The sequence below is a fragment of the Micromonospora sp. NPDC048868 genome, from assembly GCF_043198195.1.
GTDB lineage: Bacteria > Actinomycetota > Actinomycetes > Mycobacteriales > Micromonosporaceae > Micromonospora > Micromonospora reichwaldensis.
This window is the reverse complement of record NZ_JBICUN010000005.1, coordinates 287,016-312,459: the sequence shown is the minus strand read 5'-3', so window position 1 is coordinate 312,459 and position 25,444 is coordinate 287,016. Positions and strand designations below refer to the sequence as shown.

The 25,444-nt window shown below is 74.5% G+C and carries 19 protein-coding genes; 11 read left to right on the top strand and 8 right to left on the bottom strand.

The features are described from left to right. The first annotated feature begins 21 nt into the window (after positions 1–21). Complete coding sequence (locus tag ACGFNF_RS10860; RefSeq protein ID WP_357580615.1) at positions 22–2,586, top strand: glycosyltransferase; 2,565 nt, start codon at positions 22–24, stop codon at positions 2,584–2,586. Between the two features lie 140 nt (positions 2,587–2,726). On the opposite strand, the gene ACGFNF_RS10855 is transcribed toward ACGFNF_RS10860, so the two are convergent. Next, entirely contained in the window at positions 2,727–3,902 is a 1,176-nt protein-coding gene (locus ACGFNF_RS10855) for an acyltransferase family protein (RefSeq protein WP_393167213.1), read from the bottom strand. Between the two features lie 231 nt (positions 3,903–4,133). Between ACGFNF_RS10855 and ACGFNF_RS10850 the strand changes: the two genes are divergently transcribed. Continuing rightward, a complete protein-coding gene (locus tag ACGFNF_RS10850; RefSeq protein ID WP_393167348.1) occupies positions 4,134–5,699 on the top strand; it encodes a glycosyltransferase family 4 protein in 1,566 nt (521 codons plus the stop codon). Between the two features lie 15 nt (positions 5,700–5,714). Continuing rightward, positions 5,715–7,526, top strand: coding sequence for a hypothetical protein (locus tag ACGFNF_RS10845; protein WP_393167211.1), 1,812 nt, complete (start codon positions 5,715–5,717; stop codon positions 7,524–7,526). 15 nt (positions 7,527–7,541) lie between these two features. Here ACGFNF_RS10845 and ACGFNF_RS10840 read toward each other — a convergent pair whose 3' ends face one another. Then, positions 7,542–8,858, bottom strand: a complete 1,317-nt coding sequence (locus ACGFNF_RS10840; RefSeq protein ID WP_393167209.1) for a hypothetical protein — start codon at positions 8,856–8,858, stop codon at positions 7,542–7,544. A 286-nt stretch (positions 8,859–9,144) separates the two neighbouring features. Here ACGFNF_RS10840 and ACGFNF_RS10835 point away from each other — a divergent pair, with 286 nt between their 5' ends. From ACGFNF_RS10835 to ACGFNF_RS10820, 4 genes are all read left to right on the top strand, one after another. Next, positions 9,145–10,716 carry a glycosyltransferase family 4 protein gene (locus ACGFNF_RS10835; protein ID WP_393167346.1) on the top strand — a complete coding sequence of 524 codons (1,572 nt, stop codon included), beginning with the start codon at positions 9,145–9,147 and terminating at the stop codon, positions 10,714–10,716. Then, positions 10,713–12,284, top strand: a complete 1,572-nt coding sequence (locus tag ACGFNF_RS10830; RefSeq protein ID WP_393167207.1) for a glycosyltransferase family 2 protein — start codon at positions 10,713–10,715, stop codon at positions 12,282–12,284. Before ACGFNF_RS10835 ends, ACGFNF_RS10830 begins: the two co-directional genes overlap by 4 nt. 4 nt (positions 12,285–12,288) lie before the next feature. Beyond that, a complete protein-coding gene (locus tag ACGFNF_RS10825) occupies positions 12,289–13,572 on the top strand; it encodes a nucleotide sugar dehydrogenase (RefSeq protein WP_357578474.1) in 1,284 nt (427 codons plus the stop codon). Positions 13,573–13,747: 175 nt separating this feature from the next. Then, the gene (locus tag ACGFNF_RS10820) at positions 13,748–15,493 is read left to right on the top strand and encodes a CDP-glycerol glycerophosphotransferase family protein (RefSeq protein ID WP_393167205.1); all 1,746 of its coding nucleotides are present in this window, start codon (positions 13,748–13,750) and stop codon (positions 15,491–15,493) included. 57 nt (positions 15,494–15,550) lie between these two features. Here ACGFNF_RS10820 and ACGFNF_RS10815 read toward each other — a convergent pair whose 3' ends face one another. Next, positions 15,551–16,093 carry an acyltransferase gene (locus tag ACGFNF_RS10815; RefSeq protein WP_357578476.1) on the bottom strand — a complete coding sequence of 181 codons (543 nt, stop codon included), beginning with the start codon at positions 16,091–16,093 and terminating at the stop codon, positions 15,551–15,553. Between the two features lie 159 nt (positions 16,094–16,252). Next, a complete protein-coding gene (locus ACGFNF_RS10810) occupies positions 16,253–16,591 on the bottom strand; it encodes a DUF952 domain-containing protein (RefSeq protein WP_393167203.1) in 339 nt (112 codons plus the stop codon). A gap of 115 nt (positions 16,592–16,706) precedes the next feature. Between ACGFNF_RS10810 and ACGFNF_RS10805 the strand changes: the two genes are divergently transcribed. From ACGFNF_RS10805 to ACGFNF_RS10795, 3 genes are all read left to right on the top strand, one after another. Next, positions 16,707–17,018 (top strand): hypothetical protein, encoded by a 312-nt coding sequence (locus ACGFNF_RS10805; protein WP_393167201.1) that lies wholly within the window; start codon positions 16,707–16,709, stop codon positions 17,016–17,018. Between the two features lie 141 nt (positions 17,019–17,159). Then, positions 17,160–17,816, top strand: a complete 657-nt coding sequence (locus ACGFNF_RS10800) for a response regulator transcription factor (RefSeq protein ID WP_132235788.1) — start codon at positions 17,160–17,162, stop codon at positions 17,814–17,816. Between the two features lie 9 nt (positions 17,817–17,825). Then, on the top strand, positions 17,826–19,277 hold the full coding sequence (locus tag ACGFNF_RS10795; RefSeq protein WP_393167199.1) for an ATP-binding protein: 1,452 nt from the start codon (positions 17,826–17,828) through the stop codon (positions 19,275–19,277). Positions 19,278–19,317: 40 nt separating this feature from the next. On the opposite strand, the gene ACGFNF_RS10790 is transcribed toward ACGFNF_RS10795, so the two are convergent. From ACGFNF_RS10790 to ACGFNF_RS10775, 4 genes are all read right to left on the bottom strand, one after another. After that, positions 19,318–20,292: a TAXI family TRAP transporter solute-binding subunit gene (locus ACGFNF_RS10790; RefSeq protein WP_393167197.1), complete on the bottom strand. Its 975-nt coding sequence runs from the start codon at positions 20,290–20,292 to the stop codon at positions 19,318–19,320. Between the two features lie 137 nt (positions 20,293–20,429). Further along, positions 20,430–21,104: a hypothetical protein gene (locus ACGFNF_RS10785; protein ID WP_151454376.1), complete on the bottom strand. Its 675-nt coding sequence runs from the start codon at positions 21,102–21,104 to the stop codon at positions 20,430–20,432. Between the two features lie 102 nt (positions 21,105–21,206). After that, entirely contained in the window at positions 21,207–22,004 is a 798-nt protein-coding gene (yaaA, locus tag ACGFNF_RS10780; RefSeq protein WP_393167195.1) for a peroxide stress protein YaaA, read from the bottom strand. A gap of 61 nt (positions 22,005–22,065) precedes the next feature. Then, positions 22,066–23,685, bottom strand: coding sequence for a hypothetical protein (locus ACGFNF_RS10775; protein ID WP_393167193.1), 1,620 nt, complete (start codon positions 23,683–23,685; stop codon positions 22,066–22,068). Positions 23,686–23,895: 210 nt separating this feature from the next. Between ACGFNF_RS10775 and ACGFNF_RS10770 the strand changes: the two genes are divergently transcribed. Next, positions 23,896–24,936, top strand: coding sequence for a phosphatase domain-containing protein (locus ACGFNF_RS10770; RefSeq protein ID WP_311412832.1), 1,041 nt, complete (start codon positions 23,896–23,898; stop codon positions 24,934–24,936). Positions 24,937–25,444: the final 508 nt, after the last annotated feature.

The window sequence follows — 25,444 nt, the reverse complement described above, 5'->3', positions numbered from 1 at the left end:
CCTCCCACCTAAGGACAGCGCATGTCAACGCCCCGCCGAGCGCCGCGGCTCGTCGTACTGGTCGCCAACGGCATCACCGGCGACTCCCGCGTACAGAAGACCGCCATCGCCGCCGCCCGGGACGGGTGGGACGTGGTCCTGGTGGGCCGGAGCAGCCGCAAGAAGGGCGAGCCGGAGCGCTCCGCCATGGGGCCGATCCAGGTCATCCGGGTGCCGGTGCCGCAGACCCTGTCGCGCCGGCCGGCCCGCGAGCACCGGATCCGCCGCACGCTGACGCAGTTCGGCATCCCGGACAAGTCCGCCCTGGCCCGCTACCGCGCCTCGCACCAGGCCTGGCTCCGGACGCAGACGGCGAAGCGCAAGCCTCCGCCGCGCGCCTGGCTGCGGGCGCACGAGGCGGTGCACCAGTTCCGGCTGCGGGCCTGGGGCTGGGAACAGTTCCACAGCACCCAGCCGCTGCCGCCGACCGGCGACTGGCGGACCGACTGGCCGACGCTTGTCGACATCGACCTGGCGTTCGGGCCGGTGCTGGAGGAGTTGGAGCCGGACGTCATCCACGCCAACGACATCAACACCATCCCGACGGCGGCGATGAGCGCCGCGCGGCTGCGGGCGCGCGGGCGCGGCTGCGTCTGGCTCTACGACGCCCACGAGTACGTGCAGGGCGTCGCCTGGCCCAAGCCGCAGCAGGCCAGTGGCGTGCGGGCCGCCGAGCGGGAGTTCATCGGCCGGGCCGACGCGGTGGTCACCGTCTCCGAGCAGATCGCGGAAAAGCTCCAGACCGAGTACGGGCTGCCGAAGACCCCGATGGTGGTGGGCAACTCGCCGGTGCGCGACGGCATCCGCAGCGGCGCCGTGACCGCCTCCGTGCGGGAGCGCGCCGGCGTCGCCGAGGGCGTGCCGCTGATGGTGTACGCGGGCTGGATCGGCAAGGAACGCGGGCTGGACACCGTCATCGCGGCGCTGCCGCAGCTGCCGGAGCACCACCTGGCCCTGGTCAGCGGCCGGATGACCCCGCTGCTGGAGGACCTGCTCGCCCGCGCCGAGGCGACCGGCACGCGGGACCGGGTGCACGTGGTCCCCTACGTCGCGCCGTACGAGGTCGCCGACTACCTCAGCTCCGCCGACCTCGGCCTGATCCCGTTCCAGCGGACCCCGAACTGCGAGCTGTCCCTGCCGACGAAGGTCTCCGAGTACCTGCACGCCGGCCTTCCCCTGGTCACGAGCGACGTGCAGGTGGTCCGGGCGTTCGTCGAGGGGCACGACATCGGGGAGACCTTCACCTCCGGCGACGTGGCGGGCTTCGTGGAGGCGACGCGGCGGGCCACCGCCCGGCGGGCCGAGCTGGCCGCGCACATCAGCGAGCCGATCCTCGACGAGCTGTCCTGGGAGCGGCAGAGCAGCAAGCTGCTCCAGCTCTACCGGGACCTCTCCGGCGTCGCGCCGGCCGGCCCGCGCGAGGTGCCCTGGACGGTGCAGGAGCGTCCGGTCACCGCGCCGTCGACGGGCACGGCCGAGCCGCGGCCCCTGGGCGGCTGGCGCGAGATCGGTGACACGTCGATCCGCCTCGGCCTCGGCCCGGCCAACTACGCCGGTCAGGCCGCCGCCTTCGCCAGGGCCATCTGCCGGGACAACGCCGACGTGTCGGTGCAGGTGGTGATGAACAAGCTGCCCGGCTCGTTCGACTACCCGGCCGACGTCTACCTCGACTCGCTGCGCCAGCCGGAGCTCGACTTCCAGCTGGAGCAGGTCAACCGGGTGCTCAGCCAGTACACCCACGTGCTGGTGGACGCGTTCATGCCGCTGTTCGGCCAGCTCAACGGCGACAACATCGAGGGTGACCTGCCGGCGTTGCGCAAGGCCGGGATCAAGGTCGCGCTGCTGGCGCACGGCAGCGAGATCCGGCATCCGGACCGCCACCAGCAGCGCCACGAGTTCTCCCTGTTCACCGACGCTCCCGACGGGATCGCGGCGAAGCTGCGGAAGAAGGCCGAGCGCAACCGGCGGGTGGCCGAGGAGTCCGGGCTGCCGGCCTTCGTGACCACGCCCGACCTGCTCGAGGACCTGCCCTGGGCGACGTGGGCCCCGCTGGTGGTGGACGTCGACGCCTGGGCGTGCGACCGGCCGGTGATGCAGCGGTCCCGCCCGCTGGTGCTGCACGCCCCCTCCAAGCGGTGGACCAAGGGCACCGACCGGATCCTGCCGGCGATGCAGGCCCTGCACGACCGGGGCGTCATCGAGCTGCGGCTGGCCGAGGGGGTCGCCTGGGCGGAGATGCGCGAGCTGGTCCGCGACTGCGACCTGGTGCTCGACCAGTTCACCACCGGCAGCTTCGGCACCTTCGCCGTGGAGGCGATGGCCGCAGGCAAGCCGGTGGTGGCCTACCTCAGCGAGCAGGTCACCAAGACCGTCGGCGGCGACCTGCCGATCGTCAACGCCACCCCGACCGACCTCACCACGGTCGTCGAGTCCCTGCTCGACGACCGGGAGGCGACCGCCAAGATCGGCCTCGCCTCCGCCGAGTACGCCCGCACCTACCACGACGGCACCTGGACGGCCCGCCAGCTCACCTCGTTCCTCGGCTGAGGCCACGCCGGTCCGACGGCCGCCCGTCCCCCGCAACCGCGGGCGGCGGGCGGCCGTCGGCGTAATGGCCACGTCCGACAGGCGGCGGCCCGGACGATCGCGATCGTCCGGGCCGCCGTCGGTGCTCGCGGTGTGGGCGGTCAGAAGACCGCGCGGACGTACGGGATCTTCGACGCCAGTATGGAGACGGCGAAGGAGATGACCAGCACGGCCGGGTAGGTCAGCCCGATGACCACCAACGACCGTCCGGCCTCCACGTCGGGGATGAGCTGCCGGAAGACCTCGAAGACCAGCAGGTGGATCAGGAACACCCCGAACGAGGCGTCGGAGAGGCGCGTCACCAGGCGGCCCACGGCGGGGCGCCAGGTGACCCGGGACCCGATGCTCACCGAGGCCATGAAGATCAGCAGGGTGGCGGCGGCGACCAGGGTGCCGGTCGCCATCACCGGGAAGGTGGCCTGGAGCAGGCGGTGCTCGGGCGCCACCCCGAACTGCCAGATCGCCTCGGCCAGCAGCAGGCCGGCGCCGAGCAGGGCGAGCGCCGTCCAGAGCCGGTTGAGCACCACCCGGCGCAGGGCCCAGCCGGCGATGAAGAAGCCGACGTACGGCCACCACCGGTTCCAGCTGGTCAGGATGTTCGGCCGGGAGTCGCCCAGCATCAGGGCGATGCCCGGGATCATGTACGCCACCATGGTCCAGCCCAGCGCCACCCCGGCGGTGACCAGCGCGCGGTGCCGCCCGCCGGCGTGCAGGAACGGCGCGATGACGGGCGCGAGCACGTAGAGCCCGGCGATCAGCCAGAGGAAGTACAGCGCGGTGAAGACCTTGCCGTCGATCAGCAGCCGGGTGAGCAGGGTGAGGCTCACCTCCTCGCCCCGCATCGCCATCCGCACCACGACCACGTACACCACGTGCCAGACGATCATGGCGGGGAGGATCCGGGCGAACCGCTTGCGGTAGAACGCGGCCGGGCCGGCCCGGTGCGCCCGCGGATCGAGCACGAACGCCCCGCTGATCATGATGAACGCGGGCACGGTCCAGATCGCGCCGATGTCGATCGCGGTCGCGACCCACCAGCCGAGGTTGCCGCGCAGGTCGTCCTGGCCGACGATGACGCCGAAGACGTGGATCGCCACCACGCCGCAGATCGCCACGACCCGCAGCGCGTCCAGCCCGTACTCGCGGGGTGGTGGTCCGCCGGCCCGGCCCTCCGGGTGCGCGGTGGCGACGGCGCCGTCCGACCGGGGCGGGGTCGGTGACGGTGCGGGGCCGGCCCCGACGGCCGGCGCGACGTTGACAGGGTGGGAGGCGGTCACCGGGCCATGCTAGTGCCCCGGGCGGGGGTGTCCGTCGACGCCGCCGCGGCCGGTGGGTGGACCGCCGTACGACGGCCGTCGACCGCCCCGGCGCACCGGGAGCGTGGCGTCCGGGCGGCCGCCGCTGCCGTACACTCGCCGGGGCCCGACGGGGCCGCACGGACGGAGGAGACACCCATGACCGACGGCGCCGCCGGACCGGCCACCCCCGCCACCCGGGGTCGGGTGGTCATGCTCGTGGACAACGCCGTCGAGGGCGACTCCCGGGTGCAGAAGACCGCCGCCTCGGCCGCCGAGGCCGGCTGGGACGTGGTCCTGCTGGGCCGCTCGGCCACCGGCAAGGTCAAGACCTGGCAGCTCGGCGGGGCCGAGGTCCGGCTGCTGCCGATGACCACCTCGCTCGCCCGGGCGCCGCACGAGTTCCGCCGCCACTGGGTGCGCGGCCCGCTGGCGTACCCGCCCACCGGCATCGCCGCCCGCCGCGAGCAGGAGGTGCGCGCCCGCCGCGCCGACCTGGAGGCGCGGCTCGGCGCGCTGAGTCAGGCCCGGGGGGAGGGGCGCTCCTCCGCCGGGCTGACGCTGAGCCGGCAGCTGCTGCGGGGTGAGCTGCTGGCGACGAAGGTGTCGCGCCGCTGGGTGTCGCTGCGTCGCCGCCAGCTCAGCCGGGCCCAGGAGGCACGCAAGGACCTGGCCACCCCGGTCGACCAGCTCTACGCCAAGTTCTGGCAGACGGTGGCCGGCGACCGCGCCTGGCGCCGGCTCGACCCGGCGCTGTGGGACTTCGAGCTGGCCTACGGGCCGGTGGTCGACAAGCTGCGGCCGGACCTGATCCACGCCAACGACTTCCGCATGCTCGGGGTCGGCGCGCGGGCCAAGCTGCGGGCCGCCGCCAAGGGCCGGCGCGTCGCGCTGGTCTGGGACGCCCACGAGTTCCTGCCCGGCATCCGGCGCTGGAACGACAGCCCCCGGTGGCTGCCGGCCAACACGGCCCACGAGCGGGAGTACGCCCCGTACGCCGACGCGGTGCTCACCGTCTCCGACGGGCTGGCCGACCTGCTGCGCGAGCGGCACCACCTGCCCGAGCAGCCCACCGTCGTGCTGAACACCCCGAGCAGCGCGGACGCGGCGGGCGGCGGCGACGGGGTGCCCGACATCCGCCAGCTCTGCGGGATCGGGCCGGACGTGCCGCTGCTGGTCTACAGCGGTGCCGCCGCGGAACAACGGGGCCTCGGCATCATGATCGAGTCGCTCACCGAGCTGCCCGGCGCGCACGTGGCGCTGGTGGTGCCCCGCCCCGACTCCGCGTACGTGCAGGGGTTGGTGGTGCGGGCGGGTGAGTTGGGGGTGGCTGAGCGGGTGCACGTGTTGTCGTACGTGCCGCATCATCAGGTGGTGCCGTTCTTGTCGGGGGCTTCGGTGGGGGTCATTCCGATTCATCATTGGCCGAATCATGAGATTGCGTTGATCACGAAGTTCTTCGAGTATTCGCATGCGCGGTTGCCGTTGGTGGTCAGTGATGTGCGGACGATGGCGGAGGCGGTGCGGTCGACGGGGCAGGGTGAGGTGTTCCGGGCGGAGGATGTGGGGGACTTCGTGCGGGTGGTGCGTGGGGTGTTGGGGGATCCGGGGCGTTATCGGGAGGCGTACGAGCGTCCGGGGTTGTTGGAGTCGTGGACGTGGGAGGCGCAGGCGCGGGTGCTCGACGGCGTCTACTCCCGGCTGCTGCCAGACCACCCGCCCGCTCCGACGCACCCCCCGGCGGCCGGAGCGGAGGCACCGTGGAGCACGTCGCCATGAGTAGGATCGGGCACCGTGACCGCAGCGCATCCCCCGGCGACAGACCTCTCCACCGACGCCGCCGAGGAGCGCGCGCCGGCTGATCCGCCAAGGGAGCCCCGCCGGCGCCGGCCGGACCTCCTCGCCGTGCTCGTCCTCCTCGCCGGCGCGCTCTGGGTGACCGCCCGGGGTTGGCGCGACGTGCACGGCCGGGTGCTCGGCGCGCAGCCGGCGGACCAGGACTTCAACGAGTGGATGCTGGCCCACGCGGCGCACGCGGTGGCCAACCTGGAGAACCCGTTCTTCACGACGTTGCAGAACGCGCCGGACGGCGTGAACCTGATGACAAACGTGGGCATCCAGTTGCCCGGCATCCTGCTCGCGCCGGTCACCCTGCTCGGCGGCGCTTCGCTGTCCTACCTGGTGCTGATGACCCTCAACCTCGCCGGCACCGGCTTCGCCTGGTACTGGGTGCTCTCCCGGCACGTGGTCGGCAACCGCGCGGCGGCGCTGGTCGGCGCCGCCTGCTGCGCCTTCGCGCCGGCCCTGATCTCGCACAGCAACGGTCACCCGCACATCACCGCGCAGTGGCTGGTCCCGCTCATCGTGTGGCGGGTGGCCCGGCTCACCCGCGGCGGGCGCCCGCTGCGCGACGGGCTCATCCTCGGTGCGCTGGTCTCCGCGCAGTTCTTCGTCAGCGTCGAGATCCTCTTCATCCTCGCCCTGGCCTGCGTGATGGCGCTGCTGGGCCACGTGCTGTTCCGGCCCCGGGCCGCGCTGGCCGCGGCTCCCCGGGCGCTGGCCGTGCTGGGTGTCGCCGGCGCGCTGATCCTGCTGGTGACGGCGTACCCGCTCTGGATGCAGTTCCTCGGCCCGCAGCACCGCAGCGGACACCCCACCGACCCCGACAAGTACGCCCTGCGGCTCGCCTCCTACTTCAGCTACGCGACCGAGTCGCTCGGCGGCGGCCCGCAGGGTGACCGCCGGCTGGCCGCCAACGTGACCGAGGAGGCCAGCTTCTACGGCTGGCCGCTGGTGCTGGTGGCGGTCGCCGCGGTGGCCTGGCTGCGCCGGGAGCACCTGGTCCGGGTGCTGGGGTTCACCGCGGTGCTGGCGGCGCTCTTCTCGCTGGGCAACACGATCAACTGGGCGGTCCGCGGGCCCGGGGTCCCCGGGCCGTTCCGGCTGTTGAACGGCCTGCCGGTGGTCGACGCGATGGTGGTGGCCCGCTTCGCCCTGATCACCACGGCCGCCCTCGGGGTGCTCGTGGCGATCGTGGTGGACCGGTTGCTCTCCGGCCGGGTCCCGGCCCGGGTGGGCGTCGTGCCGGTCCGGCCGCTGGTAGCGGTGGCGCTGGCCGTCGCGCTGGTGCCGCTGCTGCCGACCCCGCTGCCGGCCGTGGGCCGCCCGGAGGTGCCCGACTTCGTCACCGCCGGCGGGTGGCGGGAGCACGTCGCGCCCGGGCGGACGCTCGTGCCGGTGCCGGTGGAGAACATGACCTCGGTGCGCTGGGGCGCCGCCGCGGGTGTCGGCTTCGCCGTGCCGCAGGGCTACTTCCTCGGACCGACCTCGCCCACCGACGACACCGGCCGGTGGGGGGTGGACCCCCGGCCCACCGCGGTCCTGCTGACCCAGGTGGCCACCGGGGAACGCCCGGCGCCGGTCACCATCACCCCCGCGGAACGCGCGCAGGCGGAGCTGGACGTGCGGCACTGGCGGGCGGACGCCGTGGCGCTGCCCCGGCATCCCCGCGCCGAGGCGCTCCGCGCGGTGCTGGACGCGTGCTTCGGTCCGGGTCGCCGCGTCGACGACGTCTGGCTCTGGGACGTCCGCCCGCTGACCCGCTGACCGCCCGAGCGGTTCCTACGCCGAGGGCTGCCGCCCCGGCCCGCCCGCCGTGTCCGGCCCGGCCGCCGTGTCCGACCCGGCCGCCGTGTCGGGGGCGGGCGCCGGGGCGGGTCGGGCGGGTCTGCCCAGCAGCATGGCGAGGCCGACCACCACCGGCAGCCAGATGACCAGGACCAGCCGGTCCGCCTCGGACTCCTTGGGGTGGGCCACCAGCGTGAGCAGTCCGGTCGCCCCGGCCGTGGCGAAGAGCAGCGCGGCCCGGCCGGGCAGTGCCCGGAACAGGGCGGCGAAGCCGACCAGCAGCAGGGCCAGGAACGGCGAGGCGGCCAGCGGCGCGCCCCCGTTCCACCAGGCGTTGAGCTGGGCGGGCCAGAAGTCCCGGTTCAGCTCCACCAGGCGGGGCCACGGGTCGGGCACGTCCGGCCGGGTGAAGTGCACGGTGAACTTGTCCTGGAGCGTCTCCGCCGCGCCGGGGATGTCCAGCGCGGCGCTGAGGCCGAGCCAGACCGCCGTGGCCACGCCGCAGGCGGCGGTGAGCACGACCAGCCCCGGCTCCCAGCCGGCCCGGCGGCGGCGCGCCAGGGTCAGCGCGCCGAGCACCGCCGTCAGCGCGCCCGACAGCAGCAGACCGGTCGCCGGCCGGGTGACGGTCGAGCCGAGCAGCCCGGCCAGCACCGCGCCGCCGAGCAGCAGCCGGCCGCGCGTCGAACCGCCCGGCCGCAGCAGGGGTACGGCGGCGCAGAGCGCGGCCAACGCGAACGCCGTCGCGCCGGCCTCGGCCAGCAGCCGGCTCAGCCAGAACCCGGTGGGCAGGAGGAAGAGCAGCGCGGTGGCCGCGAGCGAGCTGACCAGGCCGCCACCGAGCAGCCGGACCGCCAGGGCCGCCAACACGCCGGCCAGCACGGCGAGCGCGGCCGTGGCCAGCACCATTCCCCGCTCCCCGAAGGCCAGCACGAACGGTGCCACGGTCAGCGAGTAGCCGGGCCGCGTGGTGAAGATCCGCTGGTAGCGCGGGGGCATGCTGGCGGCCCACTGCCGGGTGGCGGCGACGCAGGAGACACCCGGGCGCGGGCTCGGCATGCCCTGGCGGCAGACCAGCCGGGCGGCGAACCGGTCCGCCTCGGCGGACGGCGTGCCGGTCATGGTGACCGCCTGCCGGGCGTACCAGTAGGTGTCCGGGTAGGCGTGCTGCGGCGCGGTCTCCCAGCGGGCCACCCACAGCAGGCTGCCGAGCGCGGCGGCGGCGAGCAGGCCGAGCACCAGCCGGAGGCGGGCCCGGCGGGCGTCCGGCGCGGCCACCGGCGCGCCACCGAGGTTTTGGCTACTCGACATCTCGCCCTACTTCCGGCGGAAGGTATCCGGCTGACAGTTTCCTCGCGCGGAGCGCGCATCGACGCGGTCGGCGCCGGGACGGACAGCGGGGAGGGTACGCTCCGGGGCGCGCGGAGGCGAAGTCGACCCGCGCTTTCCCACATCCATGGTGCGAGGGTGCCGGCCGGCGGTCTCGTACAATCGCTCGGGATCCGGGCCGGGTGACCCGGCCGGACGGCACCGGGCAGAGGCGGAGTAGCAGACGATGGGGCTGAACGGCGGCGCCGGCGCCCGGGGGCGTGTTGTCATGCTTGTCGACAACGGGGTCAACGGTGACTCCCGGGTACAGAAGGCCGCCCGTTCGGCCGCCGACGCCGGCTGGGAGGTCGTCCTGCTCGGCCGCACAGCCGCCGGGCGCGAACAGAGCTGGCACCTCGGCGACGCCGAGGTGCGCCTGTTGCCGATGCCCGAGCCGCTGGCCAAGCGCCGGCACGAGTTCCGCCGTGGCTGGCTGCGCTGGCCGCTGGCGTACCCGCCCACCGGGATCGCCGCGCACCGCAGCCAGGCGATGAAGGCATGGCGGGCGGACCTGACCTTCCGGCGGGCCGCCCTGACGGTGGCCGCGCGCGCCGGTGGCGCCGGCCGCCCGTCACCGCTGCGGTGGCACGCGCTGCGCGCGGAGGAGCTGGTCGCCGGGGCGACCCGCCGCTGGGTCTCGTTCCGCCACTGGCAGCTCACCCGGTCGCGGCGCGGCCGGAAGAAGCTGGACGGGCCGCTGGACCGGGCGTACACCAGGTTCTGGCAGGCCGTGCAGGGCGACGGCGCCTGGCGGCGGCTGGAGCCGGGGCTGTGGGACTACGAGCTGGCCTACGGCCCGACGGTCGACGAACTGCGGCCGGACCTGATCCACGCCAACGACTTCCGCATGCTCGGGGTGGCCGCGCGGGCCAAGCTGCGGGCCGCCGCCAAGGGCCGGCGGGTCGCGGTCGTCTGGGACGCCCACGAGTACCTCCCCGGCGTGCAGGCGTGGCGCGACAACGTCCGGTGGCTGCCGGGCAACATGGCGCACGAGCGGGAGTTCGTGCCGTACGCGGACGCGGCGACGACCGTCTCCGGCGGGCTGGCCGACCTGTTGCAGCAGGAGCACGGCCTGGCCGAACGGCCGGAGGTCGTGCTCAACGCCCCCTCGCTGGCCGAGCTTCCCGGCCCCGGCGACGAGCCCGCGCCCGACATCCGCCAGCTCTGCGGGATCGGGCCGGACGTGCCGCTGCTGGTCTACAGCGGTGTCGCCGCCGCGCGGCGGGGCCTCGACGTCATGGTCGAGGCGCTGCCGCAACTGCCCGGGGCGCACGCCGCCTTCGTGGTCAACAAGCCCGACTCCGCGTACGTGAAGGGGTTGGTGGTGCGGGCGGGTGAGTTGGGGGTGGCTGAGCGGGTGCACGTGTTGTCGTACGTGCCGCATCATCAGGTGGTGCCGTTCTTGTCGGGGGCTTCGGTGGGGGTCATTCCGATTCATCATTGGCCGAATCATGAGATTGCGTTGATCACGAAGTTCTTCGAGTATTCGCATGCGCGGTTGCCGTTGGTGGTCAGTGATGTGCGGACGATGGCGGAGACGGTGCGGTCGACGGGGCAGGGTGAGGTGTTCCGGGCGGAGGATGTGGGGGACTTCGTGCGGGTGGTGCGTGGGGTGTTGGGGGATCCGGGGCGTTACCGGGAGGCGTACGAGCGTCCGGGCTTGTTGGAGTCGTGGACGTGGGAGGCGCAGGCGCGGGTGCTCGACGGCGTCTACTCCCGGCTGCTGCCCGCCGGTCGCGGTGCCGGCGGTGACGACACCACCCCGGGCGCCGAGCCGCCAGCCCTGCGGGTCGGCGCGTGACCACGCCCGACGTGACGGTGGTGACGGCCGTCTACAACACGATGCCGGACCTGACCCGGTGCCTGACCTCCCTGGTGGAGCAGACCATCGGGCTGGACCGGCTGGAGGTCGTCGCGGTCGACGACGGCTCCACCGACGGCAGCGGTGCCGAGCTGGACCGCTTCGCGGCGGCGTACCCGGGCACCGTGAAGGTGCTGCACCAGGCGAACTCTGGTGGCCCCGCCGCCCCCAGCAACCGCGCGCTGGAGCACGCCACCGGCCGCTACGTCCTGTTCATCGGCGCCGACGACCACCTCGGGCCGGAGGCGCTGGCCCGGATGGTCGCCGCGGCCGACGAGTGGGGCTCCGACGTGCTGCTCGGCCGGATGGTCGGGGTCAACGAACGCTACGTCCACCAGGCGATCTTCGAGAGCACCCGGGCCGAGGTGGACCTCTTCGCCTCCGCGCTGCCGTTCGCCCTGTCGAACACCAAGCTGTTCCGGCGCGACCTGATCGAGAAGTACGCGCTGCGCTACCCGGAGGACATGCCGGTCGGCAGCGACCAGCCGTTCACCCTGGAGGCGTGCCTGCGGGCCGGGCGCATCTCGGTGCTCGCCGACTACGACTACTACTACGCGGTCAAGCGGCTCAACGCCGGCAACATCACCTACCGCAGCAACCACCTCGCCCGGCTGCGCGGCGTCGAGCGCGTCGTCGAGGTGGTGGCGGAGCTGATCGAGCCCGGCGAGCGGCGCGACGCGGTGCTGTACCGGCACTTCACCTGGGAGATCGCCAAGCTGCTCCAGGACGACTTCCTGACGCTGGAGCCCGACGTCCAGGAGCAGGTCCGCGCGGGCGTGGCCAACCTGGCCCGCAAGCACCTCACGGACCCCATCCGGGACCGGCTGGGCGTCACCGCCCGGGTGCGCATCGGCGCCGCCTGGCTCGGGTCGCTCGCCGACCTGCGGGCGGTGATCAGGCAGGACGTCGAGGAGGGGCTGCCGCCCACGGTGGTGCAGGACGAGCGCTGGTACGCCCTGTACCCTGGCTTCGGCGACCCCCGTTCCGCCCTGTCCGAGGAGTGGTTCGAGGTCAGTCGCTCCGACCCCAAGTGGCTCGCCCGGCTGGAGGCGGTCTCCGCGACCTGGTCCCCCGACCGGGGCGGGGAGAGGACGCTGACGGTCGTCGCGCGCAGCCCCTGGCCGGAGCTCGCCGAGCTCGCCGACGGCGGGCTCACCTTCAAGGTGGGTTCGGCCGCCGGCACGGTCACCGGCCTGACGGAGGACCCGCTGGGGACCACCGTCCGGGTCACGTTCCGGGCCGTCGACCTGCTCGCCGGCCTCCCGCCGGGAGGCCGGACCCGGACCGTCCGGGTCACCGCCGTGGCGGCCGGGGAGAGCGGTTCCACCCCGCTGCGCGGGCCACGTCCGCCGGTCCGGCAGCGGGTGCTCCACCGACACGGCGGACAGCTGTACGTGTTCACCACGACCACGAACCACAAGGGCCACCTGGTGATCGCCGTCTCGCCGGTGACGCTGCGCCGGGTGGTGGCCCGCCTGCGACGCAGGCTTCCACTAGGAGGAAAGTAGTTCCATGAACATCTGCGTCGTCGCGCTGGGGAAGATCGGCCTGCCGCTCGCCGTGCAGTTCGCCACGAAGGGCCACCGGGTGATCGGTGCCGACGTCTCCGAGCGGGTCGTCGGGCTGGTCAACGACGGGGCGGTGCCCTTCCCGGGCGAGACCGACCTGGACGTCAAGCTCAAGGAGACCGTCGCTGCCGGGCTGCTGAGCGCCACCACCGACACCGCCGCCGCGGTCGCCGAGTCCGAGGCCGTCGTGGTGGTCGTGCCGCTCTTCGTGGACGCCGAGGGCGTGCCGGACTTCGGCTGGATGGACGACGCGACCCGCGCCATCGCCGCCGGCCTCAAGCCGGGCACCCTGGTCAGCTACGAGACCACCCTGCCGGTCGGCACCACCCGCAACCGCTGGGCGCCGATGCTCGAGGAGGGCTCGGGGCTGACCGCGGGCAAGGACTTCCACCTGGTCTTCAGCCCCGAGCGGGTGCTCACCGGGCGGGTCTTCGCCGACCTGCGCCGCTACCCGAAGCTGGTCGGCGGCGTCGACGAGGCGTCGGCGCAGCACGGCGTGCGCTTCTACGAGGCGGTGCTGGACTTCGACGAGCGGCCCGACCTGGAGCAGCCCAACGGCGTCTGGGACCTCGGCTCCGCCGAGGCGTCCGAGCTGGCCAAGCTGGCCGAGACCACCTACCGGGACGTCAACATCGGGCTGGCCAACCAGTTCGCCCGCTTCGCCGACACCGTCGGCGTGGACGTCACCAAGGTCATCGCGGCGTGCAACACCCAGCCGTACAGTCACATCCACCAGCCGGGCATCGCGGTCGGCGGGCACTGCATCCCGATCTACCCCCGGATGTACCTGTGGAACGACCCGGCCGCCACCGTCGTCCGCTCGGCCCGCGAGGCCAACGCGGCCATGCCGGAGTACGCGGTGGACCTGCTCGCCGCCGCGTACGGCGACCTGACCGACGTCGGGGTGCTGGTGCTGGGCGCCGCCTACCGGGGCGGGGTCAAGGAGACCGCCTTCTCCGGTGTCTTCCCGACCGTGGAGGCGCTGCGGCAGCGGGGCGCCCGGCCGTACGTCTCGGACCCGATGTACACCGCCGAGGAACTCACCGCGCACGGCCTGCCGCCGTACGACGGTGAGCCGCTCGGCGCGGCCGTCGTGCAGGCGGACCACGCGGAGTACCGCACCCTCAGCCCGGCCGACCTGCCCGGCGTGACCGTCCTGGTCGACGGCCGCCGGGTCACCGACGCGGCCCGCTGGGCCGGCGTGCGGCGGGTGGTCATCGGCGGCTGATCCGCCGTCGCGTCACGGGGCCCCGGTCGACAACGGCCGGGGCCCCGTCGCGTCGAGCGGGGTGCCGCCGTGGCCCGCTGGTGGGCTGCGCGACACCCCGGCAATACTCGAAGGACATGCCACGTTAAGGTCGCACCTGCCCGGATTCGCCGGTGATCGATAGGGGAGTGTGTCTTTGTTCAGCAAACTGCGCAGGCAGCCGGACGCCGGCCTCATCGGCGCGCTACTGCTGTCGTACGCCGTCATGGTGCTGGCCGGGGCCCTCGGCTGGATGATCCCCTTCGCGGTCGCCGGCCTGGCCGTGGTCGCCGGTGAACTCACCCTGCTGCGCCGCCCGGCCGGCGGGGAACTGCTGGACAAGGCCGGGATCGGGAGCCTGTACCGGCACCTGGCCCGGGACCTGGCGGTCGTCCTGCTGATCGTGACGACGGTCCGCCCCGGCCCGACGGCGCTGGTCCTGGTGCTGCTGCTGCCCGCAGCGCTGCTGGCGCTCGCCCTCGGCACGGGCGTGCTGGCGCGCCTCGGCGAGCGGGGCGCCGCCGCCGTCGCCTTCGTCCGCAACATCGAGGTCGGGCGGTCCTCCGGGGCGCCCCGGCCGCCGGCCTGGGCCGTCGCCGTCGAGGGCGACCGGCTGCCCCTGCTCAACCTGGCGCTGGTGCCGGCGGCCGTGATCGCGGTGCTGGCCGACGACGTGGCGCCGGTGGTGCTCACCGCGGCGGTCACCCTGGTGGCGGGGGCGCTGGTCGCCGCCGTGCTCGCGCTGACCTGGCTGCGCGGGCGCGGCCGGGCCACCTCGGCGCTCCCGGCGGTGCAGAGCTGGCTCGCCCGCGAGCAGCCGGACCTGGCGCTCTACTTCGCCGGCCCCGTCAAGGACGTCTACCAGGCCAACATGTGGCTCGCCCCGGTCGAGGCGACCGGCCGGCGGGCGGTGGTGCTGATGCGCCAGGAGGAGGCGTTCCGGGCGCTCGCCGACACCCGCCTGCCGGTGGTCTGCGTACCCGCCGGCACCGACTTCATGAACCTCGAACTGGGCAGCCTCCGGGCCGCCCTCTACGTGGCGAACGTCGGCGCCAACATCCACCTGCTGCGCGAGCCGGGCGTGAAGCACGTCTTCGTCGGCCACGGCGACAGCGACAAGCAGGCCAGCGTCAACCCCTACAGCAAGGTGTACGACGAGGTCTGGGTGGCCGGTCCGGCGGGGCGGGAACGCTACGCCCTCAGCGGCGTCGGCGTGCTCGACCGCGACATCGTCGAGATCGGCCGGCCGCAGCTGGCCGGCGTGCACACCTTCGGCTCGACAGCCACGGAGCGACCGTTCACCGTGCTCTACGCCCCGACCTGGGAGGGCTGGCTGGAGGAGGAGGTCTACCACACCTCCGTCGTGCTGATGGGCGAGCGGATCGTCGCCGGCCTGCTGGCGACCCCCGGGGTGCGGGTGATCTACAAGCCGCACCCGCTCACCGGCAGCCGGTCGGCGAAGGCCCGGTCGGCCAACGACCGGATCGTCCGTCGGATCCGGGCCGCCGGCGGGCAGAGCGACGCGACCTCGCTGGCCGGCGACGCGCACCTCGTGGTCACCGGCCGGGCGCCAGGGCTGTTCGACTGCTTCAACCAGACCGACCTGCTGGTCAGCGACATCTCCAGCGTCGTCTCGGACTTCATGCAGAGCCAGCGGCCGTACGTCGTGGCGAACCCGGCCGGGCTGCCCGAGGACGAGTTCCGCCGCCGGTACCCCACCGCGCGGGCCGCGTACCTGCTCGGTGCGGACTGCGGGGAGCTGCCGAAGATCGTCGCGGTGACCCGGGCCGGTGACGACCCGATGACCGAGGCGCGTCGGGAGCTGAAGACGTACCTGCTGGGCCCGGACGAGCCGAACGCGATGGACCGGTTCCGGGCGGAGGTCGACCGGCTCTGCGGCTGACGCGTCGACGCGGGGGCGGTGTCCGGTCGTGCCGGTCACCGCCCCCGCGTCGTCCGTTCAGCCCCGCTGCGGCGGGTTCTCCACGTCCCGCGAGACGACCTCGCCGCGCTCGTCGACCCAGCCCTTCGGGCGCGCCGGGTTGCCGGCGACCAGCTGGTACGGCGCCACGTCCCGGGTCACCACGGAGCCGGCCGCGATCATCGCGTACTCGCCGACCTCGATGCCGCAGACGAGGGTGGCGTTGGCGCCGATCGACGCGCCCCTGCGGACCAGGGTCGGGGTGATCGTCCAGTCCGGGTTCTGCGCCCGGGGCCGGAAGTCGTTGGTGAAGACGGCGCACGGGCCGACGAAGACCTCGTCCTCGATGGTGACGCCCTGGTAGACCGAGACGTTGTTCTGGATCTTCACCAGGTCGCCGACCGTGACGCCGGCGTCGACGTACACGTTGCGGCCGATGACGCAGCCGGCGCCGACCTGCGCCGAGGACCGGATGTGGGCGAGGTGCCAGACCTTCGTGCCGTCGCCGACGCGGGCACCCTCCTCGACGTCGGCCGTCGGGTGGACGAAGACGGAGGGGGGCAGGGAACTGTTGTCAGTCATCCTTCAACTCGCATGGCTCGGGGCGCGGCGTCGCGCCGTCGGTGATCCGCGTCGGCGTACGCCGGGCGGGCGTCGATCGCGCGGATCGGTTCTGCCACACCCGCCCCGGGGCGCGCGGGCGAGGCCGGGGGAGCGGACTCGGCGTAGCATAGCGACCCGTCAGGCGAGCAGCGCCGCCACCGCGTCGGCGGCCGGCCGGTCGGCGGGCAGCGCGTCGGCGGCCACGACGGCGGGCACCGGCAGCGGGCCGTACAGGTGCGGGAAGGACGCGCCGTCGCGCGACGGCTCCCAGCGCAGCGCGTCGCCCAGCCGGTCCGGGTCGACGGTCAGCAGGGTCAGCCCGGTGGCGCCCGCGAAGTACCGCCGGGCCGTACCGACCACCTGGTCGGCGCCGGAGAGGTGGATGAACCCGGACTGCCGGTCCAGCGCCGTACCGTCGAGGTGGCCGGCGGCCAGCGCGTCGTCCCACTCGGTGGTGGTGAGCAGCTTGTAGATCACCCGGGCAGCCTACGCGCGGCCGGTCCCGCCGGCGGCCGTCCCGGTTTCCCGGTACCGCCCCGGGTGGCCGCCGCCGACGGGCATGCTCGGGGCAGCGGGTCGCGGAGGGATGGCGATGGAGAGCTACGACGAGGACTGGACCGACAGCCAGCGGGCGCTGTACGACGAGTGCCACCGGGCGGGCGGCGAGTGGGCCGCCGACCCGGACACGCCGACCGAGGACGTGCAGCACGTGATCAACCTCGGCCAGGCCGACGACGACACCCTCCCGGACGCCGAGATCGACTATCCGCCCCTGGTCGACGCGGTCACCCAGGCAACCGGCGAGATCGTCACCAGCGTGCCCGCCAGCCACGACGACCCCGGCTTCCGGGGCTTCGTCGACGGGGTCCGCGACGCCACGGCCGACGAGGTCTTCGGTCTCTGACCTGCCGGTCGACCATCACCGGCGCCCCCGCGCCGGCGCGCCGACGGGGCTGTCGCCGGGTCGGTGCGGGACCGGCCCTCCCGTCGCGGGCGTACTTCTGCCACCATTCGGGGTCGACGGACCGACGAATGGGGGCCCCGGGTGCGCATCCTGCTGGTCGAGGACGACCGCCGGGTGGCCGCCGCGCTCTCCTCCGCCCTCACCCGCCGGGGGTACGAGGTGGAGCACGCCGCCACCGTCGCCGCGGCCCTCTGCGCCGCCCCCTGCGACCTGGTGCTGCTGGACCTGACCCTGCCCGACGGCGACGGCACCGACCTGTGCCGGGAGCTGCGGCGGCGCAGCAGCCAGCTCGGCATCATCGCGGTGACCGCCCGGGGCGAGGAACGGGACCGGGTGCTCGGACTGCGGCTCGGCGCGGACGACTACGTGGTCAAGCCCTTCTCCATGACCGAACTCCAGGCGCGCATCGAGGCGGTGCTGCGCCGCGCGGCGCACGCCGTGCCGGAGCGCAACCTGATCGAGGTGGGGCCCGTACGCGTCGACGTGGCCGCCCGGACGGTCACCGTCGGGGGCCGGCCGGTGGCGTTGACCCGCAAGGAGTTCGACGTCCTGCTCTCCCTGGCCCGGCAGCCCGGCGTGGCGGTGGCCCGGGAACGGATCCTGCTCGACGCCTGGGGCTCGACCTGGGGCGACGGGCACACCGTCGAGGTGCACGTCGGCTCGCTGCGTGGCAAGCTGGGCGACCCCGGCCTGGTGGAGACCGTACGCGGGGTCGGCTACCGCCTGCGCGGCGAGTGAGGGGACGCCGTGCGACGTCGGCTGGTGATCAGCTATCTGCTGTTGATGGTGCTGGTGCTGATCGCGTTGGAGACCCCGCTGGCGGTCACCCTGGCCAACCGGGAGACCGACCGGGTACGCGCCGACCGGCTCGCCGACGCCACCCGGTTCGCCTCGTTGGCCGGCCCGGCGCTGCGCGGCGGCCCCCCCGGCCCGCTCGCCAACGAGCTGCGCAGCTACGACGCCCTGTACGACATCGGCGCGGCGGTGGTCGACCGGGAACGTCGGACGGTGGCGGCCTCCGGGAGCTGGCGGATGGCCCCGGGTTCCCGCGAGGCGTTGGACATGGCGCTCTCCGGCCAACAGGCCAGCGGGCCGGACTCGGTCTGGCCGTGGGTCGACGGGCCGATCGTCGTGGCGGTGCCGATCAACGACGGCGGCGAGGTGCTCGGGGCGGTGGTCATCACCACCCCCGCCGATCCGGTCCGGCGGGCCGTGACCGTCTGGTGGCTGGCGCTGGCCGGAACGGGCCTGCTCGCCGTGCTGGCCTGCGTGCTTACCGCGTTCGGGCTGGCCGGCTGGGTGCTGCGCCCGGTCACCGAGCTGGACGCGGTCACCCATGAGATCGCCGAGGGGGACCGTGGCGCACGGGTGCAGCACCGGCTCGGCCCGCCGGAGCTGCGTCGCCTGGCGACCAGCTTCAACCACATGGCCGACGTCGTCTCCGACGTGATGGACCGGCAGCGGGCCTTCGTCGCCCACGCCAGCCACCAGCTGCGCAACCCGCTGACCGCGCTGCGGCTGCGCGTGGAGGAGCTGGGCCCGAGCCTGACCGACGCGGACGGGCGTGCCGAGCACCAACTGGCCCTGGAGGAGACCGACCGGCTGGCCCTCGTGCTGGACGCGCTGCTGACCCTGGCCCGCGCCGAGCGGCGGGAGAACCAGCGGGTCACCGTCGACGCGGCGGCCGTCGCCGCGTCCCGGGTGGCCGCCTGGGAACCGCTCGCCCGGCACCACCGCATCACCCTCCGGCTGGTGGCCGGGGACGCCCCGGCGTACGCGCGGACCGTGCCGACCGCCATCGACCAGGCCCTGGACGCGCTGATCGACAACGCGGTCAAGTTCAGCGACGCCGGTGGCGAGGTGACGGTGACGGTCCGGCACGACGGCGACGGCACCGCGCTGGAGGTCCGGGATACCGGGCCGGGCATGACGGCGAGCCAGCTCGGGCAGGCGACCGAGCGGTTCTGGCGGGCCCCCGAGGTGCAGAACATCGACGGGGCCGGGCTGGGCCTCACCATCGTCGCCGTGCTTGTCGACGCCTCGGACGGGCGGCTCACCATGCGCGGGGGCGAGCCGCGCGGCCTGATTGCCGGCCTCTGGTTCCCCGCCCCCGCCCCCGCTGGCCCCGCCGCACTCGCCTCCGCCGACGCCACCCCCGCCCTCGCCGACGCCGCCGCTGGCCCCGCTGACGTGCCGTAGGGCGGGCCTGGCGGCGGGCGCGGGGATGCCGTGCCGCGGGTCAGGGCTTGGCGGCGCGGTACCAGTCGGCGGCGCCGGGGTGCAGCGGCAGGGGAGCGGTGGCGATGGCCGAGCGGGGGCTCATCCGCCCGGCGGCCGGATGCGCGGCGGCCAACTCCTGGCGGCGTTCCATCAGCAGCCGGGTCACCTCCCGGATCAGCGGCGTCGGCAGGTCGGCCCGGACGATCAGGAAGTTCGGGTTGGCCACCGTGGTCACCGGGTCGGTGCCGTACACCGAGCGGGGGATGTCCCGGGAGACGTAGACCTCCGGGTTGCTCTCGCACAGCGGCCCGGTCCACTCGCCGAGGTCGACGATCCGGGTCGCGCTGTCGTCCGTGAGCTGCTCCAGCGCCCTGACCGGCAGCCCGCCGGAGAAGAAGAACGCGTCGATCGTGCCGGCCCGCAACGCCGCGACCGAGTCGTCGAGGCCGAGGTGCTCCTGGCGTACCCGGTCACCACCGAGGCGCGCCACCTCCAGCAGCCGGACGGCGGTGATCTCGGTGCCGGAGCCGGGCGCGCCCACGGACACCCGCCGCCCGCGCAGGTCGCTCAGGGTGCGGACGGGACCGCCGGCGGTGGTGACCAGGTGCAGCAGGTCGTCGTAGACCCGGGCGACCGCGACCACGGACGGGTGCGTCGCCGGCGCCGCCGGCAGCACGTCGGCCTGGGTGAAACCCAGCTCGGCCTCGCCGGAGCCGACCAGCCGGACGTTCTCCGCCGAGGCGGCGGTCACCACCACGCTGGCCCGGACGTCCGGCAGTTCCCGGTTGAGCACGGCGGCCAGGGACTGCCCGAAGGCGTGGTAGACCGCCGTCGGGCTGCCGGTCGCGATCCGGATCCGTACCGGTGGCTCGGGAGCGTCCTGGCAGCCGGCGACGCCGGGCAACGCCACCACCAGCAGCAGCGCCAGCAGCGCCGGCGGGCGGACACGGCGCGGGCGGACACGGCGGAACCCGGTGCGACTCACGCGCTGCACTCTGCGCCGTGCGGGCCGTCGCCGCAACCCGCCGCCCACCGACCGGGCTAGGAACCCGGCGGCGTGTCGGTGACGATTGTCAGCTCGCTGCGGTACGCGACCGGTCCGCAGCGCCGCCGAACGTGCTCATCCGGCCATCACGACCGCTCGCGCAGGTGGGCGGGATCCAGCGCGGTGCTGTGCAGGATCCGCTGGCGGTCCGGGCCGTCGGCGACACAGACCAGGTAACAGCCGGTGCCGGGGCGCAGCAGCGCCGGAACGTCCAGCAGGGCGGCCCCGCGCACCAGGATGGCGGCCAGTTCCCGGTCGGTGATCCGGACGCCGAGGATGTGCCGGCGGACGTGCCGCCCACCGGCGAGCAGGGCGGCCCGCCAGGCGGCCGCCGCCAGCCGGGGCCGCCACGCCCGCCGTACGGTCGACGCGCCCGGGACCGGCCCGCCCAGCAGCTCGCGCCGGCCCTGCCGCCAACCGGCCTCCAGCGTCCTCGCATACGCCGGCCGGTGTTGGTGCGGCACGGAGAGCCGGTGCAGCTCGAAGCGGCGGCGCAGGCCGCCCACGGTCACCTCGTGCTCGATGGGGACGTCCAGCCGGTGGAGGAGCTGACGCATGCGGTGCGCCGCCTCCTCCCGGTTGAACTCCACCGACGGGGGGCGGTGCTCCGCCGCCGGCCGGCGGGTGCCGACGACGGCCGGCGGGGGCGTGCAGCGCAGCAGGCAGGCGGCCTCGAACGCGTCGGCCAGGGTGGACCAGTCCAACGGCGGCGGCGTCGCGGGCAGGCGCGGCCGATCGAGCAGGATCTGTTCGGGAGCCAACGTGGGCACTCCTTGTCGGCGTCGGGGGTCCCTCTACCGTGGTCGCTCGACGCCGCCGGGGAAACCGATCGGCCCCAGCCTTGAGGAAATCTTGCGGCTGTCCTACAGCTCCGTGACGATCACGTCGACCTGGCGTGGCCGACCGGGCGGGGCGGGCTGCTCCAGCACCGGATACTTCAGGTCGCGCAGCGCGGTCAGCAGCCCGCCGACGGTACGCGGCCGGGCGCCCGCGGTCAGCAGGTCGCGGACCAGCCGGCCCTTGGTCGCCTTGTTGAAGTGGCTCACCACCGACCGGACGGGCACGCCGTCGACCTCCCGCTCGTGCAGCACCCGGACGGTCACCGTGCGGTCGGCCACCTCGCCGCGCGGCGCCCAGGTGGCCGCGTACGCGCCGGAGCGCAGGTCGAGCACCGGCCCGTCGCCGACCGCCGCGGCCATCGCCGGCGCGAGCGCCCGCCGCCAGTACGCCGACAGCGCGCCGAGCCCCGGCAGTCGCGCCCCGATCGGGCACCGGTAGGGCGGGATCCGGTCGGTGAGGCGTACCGCGCCCCAGAGCCCCGAGCTGATCAGCACCGACCGGCGGGCGGCCCGCTGCGCGGGCGCCGGCAGCGAGGCGAGATCGAGCGCCTCGTAGAGCACCCCGGTGTAGACGCGGCCGGCGGGCGCGGTGGCCGCCGCCCGCAGCCGGGCGTTGCGGCGCAGCTCGCCGCGCTGGCCCTCGCTGATCCCCAGCGCCGCCAGGGCCGCCCCCTCGTCGCCGTCGGCGCTGAGCGCGACAAGCGCCGTCAGCACCTCCTCCCGGGCACCGGTCAGCTCCGGCAGGGAGAGCCCGGCGAGGTCCAGCCGCCGGCCGGTGCCGGCGTCGGCCTTCCCCTCGGAGGGCGGCAGCAGGATGAGCATCGGTGACTCCTCGGCTCGGCGCGGCGTCCGCGCGCCGGTCCGGCCAGCGTACGGGCCGGCCCTACCGCCACGGCCGCACCGGCGTCTGGGGGTGGTACACGCGATACCCGCCCACGTCGGCGATGAGCGCGGCGTCGGCCCGGTCGCCCAGCAGCCGGCGCAGCCGCCGCTCCGCCGCCGAGCCGGCCGCCAGCACGTACCCGGGCCGGTCGGCCCGCCCCACCTGCCGCCAGTACGCCGGATAGCGGTTCTGCCCGGGGGTGAGGTCGCCGTCGAGCACCGCGCACACCACCGCCTCGGCCGTGTTGAAGATCAGCCGGTTGCAGGTCCAGTAGTCCCCGTACACCTCGCGGGGCCCGCCCGCGCGGAGCGTGTCGGCCAGCTCGCGGGCCTGCCGCTCCTCGGTCCGGGACGCCGCGGTGCCGGTGACCGCGAACAGCACGGTGACCACCAGCGTGGTCGCGGCCAGCGCGGCGAGCACGGCGGTGGCCAGCGCGCCGGCCAGGCGGCCGAACGCGCCGACCGTGCCCCGCCAGCAGGCGACCGCCGCCACCCAGAGCGGCCAGAGCACCGCCGGCAGGGAGAGCTGGAGCACCGACAGGTAGCGGGCGTTGTCCAGCGGGCTGGTGGCCGCGAGCGGGCTGCGCACGTACGACAGCAGGGTCAGCGCCGCGCCGACGACCAGCGCGAGATGCACCACCGGGCCGACCCGCTCTCCGCGCGGGGCGCCCGCGGCCCGGCGGTACGCGAGGACGGCGAGCGCGGCGGCGACCGCCAGCAGCACGGGGTAGAGCAGCCCGAACCAGCCCTGCCAGCGGGCGCAGCCGTCCACCGGGCAGAGGCCGGCGGCGAGCGGCACACCCTCCAGCAGCCCGCCGTCGAGGCGCCGCGACCACGGCGGCGTCGGCCCGGCCTTGGTGCTGATCTCGCGGAACACCGACAGCGAGTCCTCGCCGGGCGGGGCGAGCAGGTTGTCCCGGATCATCGGCGCGATCCCGACGGCGAACCCGGCCAGCAGCAGCGCCCCGGCCCAACCGAGCAGCTCCCGGCGGGCCACCCACGCCAGCACCAGCGCGGCCACCGCCAGGTAGGGCAGGATCAGCCAGTCCGACCAGACGGACACCCCGGCGAGCAGGCCGAAGAGCCCGACGGCCAGCCGGCGGTGGCGCACCGTTCCCCGGGCGAGTCCCACCGCGATCAGCAGCATCAGCAGCACCGCGACCTTGACCTCCGGGCGGCCGCCGACCGCGGTCAGCTGGTCCCGGACGACCCGTTCCCCGCCCAGTGCCAGCAGGCCGACGATCCCGGTGGCGAACCAGGGCGAGCCGATCCGCCGGGTCAGCCGGTGGATCAGCCAGAGGAAGAGGGCGTAGAGCAGCAGCAGCGGCAGGCGCAGCAGCGGCCAGCCCGGCCCGGCCACCGCGATCAGCGGCGCGGCCAGGTACGACTCCAGCACCCCCATGTAGCGCTGCCCGTAGAGGAAGACCGGCAGCTCGCGGCCCTGCGCGATGTGCAGCGCGGCCAGCCCGAACGTCGCCTCGTCGCTGTTGGAGACGGGCACCGTGTGCAGGGTCAGGACCAGCCGGTAGCCGACCCCGGCGAGCCCGAACAGCAGCGCCACGAGCGCCGGCCGGTCGGGCTGCGGACGCCACCGCCCACGCTTGCGCACTGGTTGCGACACGACCAACGCCCCCGTCGTCGTCCCGACCGGAGTGTTTCACGCCGTCGGGGCCGGCCGGGGCGGATCGGCGCAGCGCGGACGATCCGCCGGACCACGGCGGGCATGGCGTCGGGCCTCCCGGCGGCCGGGGAGGGCGTCGGGCCCTCCCGGCGGCCGGGGGAAGATCGCCTCGCGTGGCCGAGGTGGCCAGGTTGTGGCAGGGTTGCTGGCGTGCCACCCACTGCCGCCGGCCAGTTGGCCGTACCGAACCTGCACCGGGCCGCGCGGATCGAGGACGCCGTGCACTCGCTGGTCGAGCGCCGGCTGCGGCGCACCGGCTGGCGGACGAACGTCATCGCGTACACCGGCTACGGCGCGCCCGGCTGGGTGCGGGTGATGTGCCGGGTGCTGCTCAGCCGGCCGGACACCCGCCAGCGCGGCCGGCTGGAGAAGGTGCGCGGGTGGCGCAGCTTCACCACGCTGCCGGCCAAGCACGTCACGGTCACCATCGAGGCCGGCGGGGAACGGCACGAGGCGCGGGCCGACCGCAGCGGGTTCGTCGACGCCGTGGTCGAGGCGGACCTGCCTCCCGGCTGGGGCTCGGTGCGGATCAGCCTGCCGGACGCCGAGCCGGTCGAGGCGCCGGTGCGCATCCTCGATCCGGAGGTGCGCTTCGGCATCCTCTCCGACATCGACGACACGGTCATGGTCACCGCGCTGCCCCGGCCGCTGCTCGCCGCCTGGAACACGTTCGTCCTCGACGAGCACGCCCGCAACGCCGTGCCCGGCATGGCGGTGCTCTACGAGCGGTTGGTCACCGCGCACCCGGGCGCCCCGGTCTTCTACCTCTCCACGGGCGCCTGGAACGTGGCGCCGACGCTTACCCGGTTCCTGTCCCGGCACCTCTACCCGGCCGGGCCGCTGCTGCTGACCGACTGGGGGCCGACCGCCGACCGCTGGTTCCGCAGCGGGCGGGAGCATAAGCGGGTCACCCTGGCGCGGCTGGCCAAGGAGTTCCCGGACGTGAAGTGGCTGCTGGTCGGCGACGACGGGCAGCACGACCCGGAGATCTACCGCGAGTTCGCCGCCGCCCACCCGGAGAACGTGGCCGGCGTGGGCATCCGCCGGCTCTCGCCCACGCAGGCGGTGCTGGCCGGTAGCCTGCCCACCCCGGCCGGCGAGTCGTCGGCGGGGCCGGTGGGGCAGAAGTGGCTCTCCGCGCCCGACGGCGCGGGCCTGTGGAAGCTGCTGCGCGACGCCGGCCTCGTCTGACGCCGCCGCTGCCGGCAGGCGGTGGCTGCGGCTGCGGGCTGCGGCTGCGGGCAAGCGGGTGGCGGGGAGCCTGCTTCGCTCGGAGCGCCCTGCTTCGCCCGGAGCGGCGCGCCCTCGGGGGAGCGTTCCTTGGCAGCCGTCACAGCGACTCGCGTTACGCAGAGTGGTCGAATCCTCCTTCCGGCTACTTCCGCTCCGCTCGCTTTGCTCTGTAGCCATATCGGCACCAGGCACGCTGCGTTAGTGGCGCGTATATGGCTGCAGAGCAAAGCGAGCGCGGAGGCATTGAGGTTCCCCCGGCGGAATGAGCGAAGTGCCCTGTAGCGCCCGTTTCTGGTGTCGGGTTGGGAGTCCTGACCTTTCCGCAGGGCAAGTGCCGATTACGCGGGGTGAGAATTGGGGCTCTTCGGCTGGATGGTCACGCACCGTGGTCGGCGCGTCATCGGGTTCTCTTGTCCGGCCCCGGGGCGAGGTTCGCGGGGCGAAAAATTGTGAAGGATACTTGCGC